General features: G+C 39.0%; 5 protein-coding genes. All 5 read left to right on the forward strand.

The features are described 5' to 3' along the window. The first annotated feature begins 416 nt into the window (after positions 1-416). Positions 417-1,775 (forward strand): glutathione-disulfide reductase, encoded by a 1,359-nt coding sequence (gene gorA / locus L2764_RS24855; protein WP_248943054.1) that lies wholly within the window; start codon positions 417-419, stop codon positions 1,773-1,775. A gap of 91 nt (positions 1,776-1,866) precedes the next feature. Continuing rightward, positions 1,867-3,192 carry a tyrosine-type recombinase/integrase gene (locus tag L2764_RS24860; RefSeq protein WP_248943055.1) on the forward strand — a complete coding sequence of 442 codons (1,326 nt, stop codon included), beginning with the start codon at positions 1,867-1,869 and terminating at the stop codon, positions 3,190-3,192. Next, positions 3,185-4,936, forward strand: coding sequence for a hypothetical protein (locus tag L2764_RS24865; RefSeq protein WP_248943056.1), 1,752 nt, complete (start codon positions 3,185-3,187; stop codon positions 4,934-4,936). Before L2764_RS24860 ends, L2764_RS24865 begins: the two co-directional genes overlap by 8 nt. Continuing rightward, the gene (locus L2764_RS24870; protein WP_248943057.1) at positions 4,933-6,984 is read left to right on the forward strand and encodes a site-specific integrase; all 2,052 of its coding nucleotides are present in this window, start codon (positions 4,933-4,935) and stop codon (positions 6,982-6,984) included. Before L2764_RS24865 ends, L2764_RS24870 begins: the two co-directional genes overlap by 4 nt. Beyond that, a complete protein-coding gene (locus L2764_RS24875; RefSeq protein ID WP_248943058.1) occupies positions 6,981-7,301 on the forward strand; it encodes a hypothetical protein in 321 nt (106 codons plus the stop codon). The genes L2764_RS24870 and L2764_RS24875 overlap by 4 nt, the downstream gene beginning before the upstream one ends. Positions 7,302-7,374: the final 73 nt, after the last annotated feature.

The raw sequence follows: 7,374 nt of genomic DNA on the forward strand, positions 1-7,374 counted from the left end.
CAGTTCCGTAGAGTGGCTACGCGCTATGAGAGAAAGGCTAAGTACTATTTAGGGACGCTTCAATTAGCTGCTTCTATGATTTGGTTAGCGTAATTGTCAACGCCCCCTAGTATATCATTATCGTTTAAAAGTAGAGTCAAGACCTTTGTATAGCAAAAAGATTAATACATAGCGAAGTGTATCAATCACATGATCTCAATCACATGGAAAAGATAATGAGTATTCTGTTTATATAAAATGTAAACCAAATAGTATTATTTAAATGATGGTGGCAAAATCAAATAAATTTATTTAAATATGTTCAATATTGAAGCAATAAATCAAACTTAAAAACCTTAATACTCCCGCACATGGGTTATTCGCTTCTTTGTGTCACATCAGGCACAATGCCTTATTTTACTGTTTTGGAGATCCCGATGGCTCAACATTTTGATTATATTTGTCTAGGTGCCGGCAGCGGCGGCATAGCATCCGCTAACCGTGCAGCCATGCGCGGCGCTAAAGTATTACTTATCGAAGCCAAAGAACTTGGCGGCACCTGCGTCAATGTGGGCTGCGTGCCTAAAAAAGTCATGTGGTATGGCGCTCAAGTTGCAGAAGCCATGCACCTTTATGCTAAAGATTATGGTTTTGATGTTAGCGTTAATCAATTTGATTGGAAGACATTGGTTGCCAGTCGTGAAGCCTATATCGACCGCATTCATGGTGCCTATGATCGTGGCTTAGACAGTAATGGCGTAACGGTTATCAAAGGTTATGGTCGTTTCATTGATAGTAAAACCATTGAAGTTAATGGTGAAAATTACACTGCTGATCATATTTTAATTGCCACAGGTGGCACCCCAAGTTACCCCGATATTCCCGGAGCCGATTTAGGTATAGACTCTGATGGATTTTTTGCTCTCACCAAACAACCAAAACGCGTAGCGGTCATTGGTGCGGGGTACATTGCCGTTGAACTCGCTGGGGTACTGCATGCCCTGGGTAGCGAAACCCATTTATTTGTTCGTAAGCATTCACCACTGCGCAATTTTGACCCCATGCTCAGTGAAGCTTTAGTCGAATCAATGCAAACCGATGGGCTAAATTTACACACTCACACGGCTTCAAAATCTATCAGTAAAAACGATGATGGCAGTTTAACCTATGAACTCGAAAGTGGTGAAACGTTTGAAGTAGATTGCATCATTTGGGCTATCGGCCGCCACCCATCAACAAGTCATATCGGCCTTGAAAATACCCAAGTTGAATTAGATGATAAAGGCTATATCATCACAGATCCTCAACAAAACACCACCCATGAAGGGATCTATTGTGTCGGTGATATCATGGCTAACGGTGTTGAATTAACACCTGTTGCAGTGAAAGCGGGTCGCTTATTATCAGAACGATTATTTAACGGTATGACGGATGCTAAAATGGATTATAGCTACGTCCCAACCGTCGTGTTTAGTCACCCCGCCATTGGTACCATGGGACTGACAGAGCCTGAAGCCAAAGCGCAATATGGTGAAGATAACGTCACTGTTTACACGTCAGGCTTTACCTCTATGTATACCGCCATCACTGCTCATCGCCAAGCCTGTAAAATGAAATTGGTCTGTGCAGGTAAGGAGCAAAAAGTCGTTGGCATCCACGGTATCGGCTATGGTATGGATGAAATTTTACAAGGGTTTGGCGTCGCCATGAAAATGGGCGCGACTAAAGCCGATTTTGATGCTGTTGTTGCCATTCACCCAACAGGTGCCGAAGAATTTGTCACCATGACAGGTTAGTGTAGAAACCTAGTCAATATACGTTAGTAAATCTGGAAAATATTCAATACTGGTTATACCTTATAGCCAGTATTCTTTCTAGGTGAAACTAATGACTCAACTAATACAGTCCAGTGATGTTTACAAAGAAACAGAATTAAAACTCAATGATGGTAGCACTTACCATTGTAAACCCACTAAAAAGAATATCGGTTCACTACCTACACTTTTCTCTCGTGAAGGTGTATTTCTTCATGAACCAAATACCTACCTCTTTTACCTCAAAGCGACAAAGAAAGCTAAAGACCTCAACCCTTGTAGTCGTGCTCTACTCAAATACTACCAATTCATTGAAGATAACAACTTTGAATGGGATCGCTTTCCCTCGTTAAAAAGGCTTAAACCCACTTATCAATTCCGCGCTCACCTATTGACACTCATTAAGCGTGAGGAGTTAGCACCAAGCACTGCCAACACTTATATCAACCATGTTAAAAACTTCTATTTGTGGGCGGTGCATGATGGCTATCTAAAGATTCACAGAGAGCAAGAGGCCCCCTTTAAAATGGAGTTTGTTCAAATCCAAAATAAAGGGATCCTAGCTCATTTTCAACCTACATTTACAGTATCTACCAGTGACCTAAGAATCAAAGTACCCAAAGATAGCCAGAGTAAGAATGTACGTCCACTCTCGCCCCTTAGTCGTGAATCACTGAGTTCTTTAACCGCTCATTTACCCAAAGCATCAAAAGAGCTTAGGCTGCAAGTATTACTTGCCATTGATACGGGAATGCGTATTGAAGAGGTAAGTACATTCAGCTTGGATGCCTTAGATTCAGCAGTCCCACTTGCTGAAAGTAATCACCGCTATGAACTGCTACTGAGCCCTAAAATGACAGGAGTTCAGACTAAGTATGGAAAAGAACGACATATCGAAATTTCCTTAGAATTACTCGAATCATTGAATCAATACAGAGTGTCAGAGCGAAGGTTACATCGCGCTAACAAATTGTATCCAAAACTAGAGCAGCTTAATGATTACCACGTTTCACGCAAGCAGGAAACAATAGATCAGCTTGAGCGATGTGAACGTCACGAACCTTTATTCGTCAGTCAACAAGGCAATCCTGTTAAAGCACAAACGATTAATGCTCGGTGGGCAGAGTTAAGAGCTGTAGTGCAAAGATCTGATACCTTTGCTAAACACCGCTTTCATGATTTAAGAGCAACCTATTGTACTTACAGGTTGAGTGACTTACTTGATGCTCAGCTACCACCTTCTGAATGCTTGGATCAATTAATGGGCTGGATGGGACATAAGGATTTAAGCACCACTTGGAAATATTTGCGTTACCTCAAGCGCAAAGAGGTCTTTAAGGTGAAGTTCGGCATATTGGACACCATCATGAACGAAGCATTAGGAGCGGGAGATGAGTAATGTTATCTATATAAGCGGTTGGAATGCATCCCTATGTCTTCAAACAGATACCGATAATAACCTATTATGTGACTTTAACCGTCTATTATATCTAGATATTCCCAGCACAAAATATTTAAAACAAGGGAAGCACGTTATTTCGGCTAAACGTGATGAATTCATTTTGAAATTAAAAGACCGCTTTGTTGAAAAAATGAAAGAAGGGACCTCACATATCACCCTCTATAATTATTTTGGGGAAATTTTACAATACCTTAGGTGGAGTGAAAAAGAGTATGTCGAATATTTCTCTCAGCATTCATTACAAGAGTATTTTGATTATTTAGTAAAGAAAGTCTATTTAAAGAAAATAAAGAGAACGACTTATAGTAAAAAACTGTCAGATTTAACGGTAGTATTTAGAAATTTTTTAGACTTTCCTAATAAGTGCTTTGCTACTATTCCATTGATGGGTAACAGTGATCAAGAGTCTTTTGAGGCTTATAGTAGAAGTGATTTAAATCAATTACTTCCATTATTTAGACAAATTTTCAACCAAACCTCAAAACAGTTTATTGAGAACCCTAAAAAGCATATAACCGCTCATAAAATGACCCGAACCATGATTTTTAAATGGCAAGGAAAAGAGTATCAACTCTGCGGTTCAATAACTAAGATGATGTGTGCTGCAACCTATCTTTTGAGTTACTACACCTACTCCAATACAGGAGTCATTTTTGGTTTGATACGCCCTAATAACACCTCGACTTCGCTTGGTGAAGAATGGTACACGATGCCGGCTTTTAAACGAAGAGCATTCAAAAGCATTAATGTAGAGATGGGCGAGCATAATCTTGAAGTTCCGAAATACTGCATGGGCTTCTTTGATAAATTACTCGAAGTATCGAAAGAGTTAGATAGCTCTAATAGTGGCTTGTTGCTACAAACCGTAGCGAGTAAAAAACCTCAACCAATGAAAGGAATAACGCTTCAAGGTTTTTGTAAGAATTGGCTAGATAATAAGTTTGCATTAAAAGACCAAACAGGTAGAAGATTGCGTCCTGTAATTTCTCGATTTAGAGAAACAGGAGCTCAACTCACGGCCTATTATCAAGGAGAGATTGCTAGTAATATTTTAATGGATAACACACTTAATGTACGAAAAAAGCATTATAGCAGTGGTAACAAACACACAAATAACGCAATGATGCAAGATACGATCGCTATTAGGCAAGAGCAAGCAGAAAGTAAGCTAAGCATAAAGAAAGCACAAATCTCGTTAGGAATTGAAGTGCTAACCATTGATGAAGAATACAAAGTTCACATACCAAAATTGAGTCGAACGCCTAACGGTAGCAGTTGCTCAAACCCTTTTGGCGAAAAATCAGAAACCTATAACCGCAGAGCAAGGAAGCATAACCTACTTAAAGAAGGTGAAAAATTAGCCTGTGCGGATTTATTGGCGTGCTTTGGTTGCCCTGAGCAAGTTATCGTCCAATCTGTCAGCGATATTTGGTGTTTATTATCGTTTCGATCGTGTATCGAAGATTCACTTTATGTGCATTTAGATGCACATCATTACCAACAAAACTTTGAAGATATTGTAACTTATATTGATAACAATATTTTGCCAAAAATTAAGAGAAATATTTTAAAGAAAGCGGAAGCCAAGGTTAATGATGAAGGAAATCACCCTCTTTGGGATGACACTGAATCAATTATATCCATGATACCAAAACCTTCAACAAAAGAGAGCAACAAATGAGCCATATTTCTTTGTATCCTGAAGACTTCCCTGAACAATTTAAAGCACTTGAAGTGGAGGTAATAAATCTATTTCAACAACAATATTGGGGTACGCTAAATAATGTTGTGATATGTCGAGATAGAGAGGGAAATATTACTGCTTGCTTTGGTGATAATGATTGGAAGCTACATCCTATTAGTCGTAAAAAATCTAAAAATCATTTTGATTTTACGTTTTTAGATGATACACCAGAATTGCAAGTTGAATTAAAGCTCTTGGCTTATGGCTGGCTTTTTAATAAAAATACTAGAAAATCAAAATCGCCAACTTTCTCAACATTAGAGACTCAATTCAGTGCTATAAAAGGGGCATACAAATATCTAAAACTATTGGATGAACCTTCATTATCTGAACTTTCCAATAAGAAAAAATGGGCAGATTTTGAAGAAACGTTAATCGAAAAAGACTTAACCCAAGGTAGCTTGCATAGGATGTTTGTGGGAATTAATCACGCCATCAGCTTAGAGCCTTGGCTAAAATATTCATTTGGATTTGAGACAAAAATTGCAAGTATCAATCTTGCTAAAAGTCTCAGCAAAAAGACAAAACAACAAACTCTAGTGATACCGGAAAGGCTCAGTAATTCGATATTTGGGAAAGCTATCGAGTTAATTAAAGGTGCACTACCTAACAAAATGAAAATAGTTCAAGTTGAGAATGAATTGCAAGAAAATTACCTAGAAGGTAAGCGCATACTTGATAGTAAAATAAGAAGAAGTAGTCGTTTTTCATGTACTGACATTGATGGAAATATTATTGATAGCCGTAAATACAGAACAGCTATAGGTGATTGGGTACCACGCGAGACAAGAGATATTATTAAACCACTTACCGATGTTATTAATGGGGTTACTCTCAATAATGGTGATGAATTTAGACGTTATCTAGGCCAACTTATCACTGCATGTTATATCGCTTGTGGCGGCTTTTCTGGTATGCGTGAATCAGAACTCAATGAATTAACGCCAAAGAGCTACTACAAGGACACATTTGGTGGTCGAGATTACCATATGTTGCAATCACGTACTTTTAAGCTGGGTGAAAAACGAGAAACATGGGTTACTGCCCCTATCGTTAAACAAGCCATTAATTTAGCCGAGGCACTAACAAGATCTTGGCGTGAACAAATAAAACAAGCAGATAACACCTTTAATAATACACTTTGGTGTAATCAAGGTTATCGTTCTAAGCTCCCAATAATCATCGGAAATTGGAATGAAAGGCTCCAACGATTTTGTAAGCAGTTTAATTTCATGATCATAGAGGATGATTACCAAGAATGTGTAGAATCAAATCCGCGCTCTCTTGACAAAGTGAAAGAAAAAGTGATTGTAGGGGACCCCTGGCATCTAACAACCCACCAATTTAGACGCTCATTGGCTTTCTACTGCATTAAGCACCGATTAGGCACAGTAGTTGCTCTCAAACAGCAATTTAAACACCTATATTTATCGATGACCAAGTGGTACACCAATGGCGGGCAATTGGCAAGTATGAGAAGCCTTAAGCTGGATACTGAAGTTCAAAAAGCGCTTGATGAAATCAACGTTGAAAGCACCACCAGTAAGATTTTCAAACAATGGCATTCTGACCAACCATTATCGGGTAAACACGGCAAAACCATTGTCAAAATGAGAAATGATATCCCGCATATATACAGCTGTTGGGATACCATATACCAAGCGGTTAAGAGACGTACATTGACACTTCATGGTACGGCACATAGCTACTGCAAGAATGGCTATAAGTGCAATATGGATGGCGTTGTAATGCCTCAGTTTTGTGTTAACTGCGAATCAGAGAGTAGTATTATCGATGAAGAACAGGCGCAATGGTGGCAGAAAAAGCACCGAAGCCTAGTTGCTTACATGGAGTTAGATGAAGAGATATCAATAAGTGAGCGTAGCCACTATATTACCCAAGTCAGGGCAGCAGAAAACGTCATGAAGGATTTTGATATGGAGTTTACGCCTTTTGAGGCTGAATTAAAGGTGACAGAATTATGAGTAAGAGAGAAAACACTCTACTGGTATTGGAGGCAGCATTAGAGCGTATTGCACATGGTAAAACCAAACGTATTCCGGCTACACGAAAGTTAAGTGTGAGAGCTGTTGAAGAAGAAGCGAATCTAGGCAATGGCAGTGGTTACTACTACCCTGAGTTTGTGCAAAAGATAAAACAAGTGAAAGCCGATATTTCTGAAGAAAAAGGGGAATATGTTCAACCTGAAATTCAATCTGTTCGTGCAAAACTCAATGAACAAAAGCGTATTAAGCAAAACTACAAAGTGAGCGTCCGGCGAACTACGCCTTGCTTAGTTTAACGTGCCAGGGTAAGAGACTATTGAGGTCGCAGTTGGGAGAGGATAATTGTTCCAAACAGTGTGCGATATAATC

Origin of the sequence: Shewanella surugensis, assembly GCF_023284005.1 — a bacterium.
Lineage (GTDB): Bacteria > Pseudomonadota > Gammaproteobacteria > Enterobacterales > Shewanellaceae > Shewanella > Shewanella surugensis.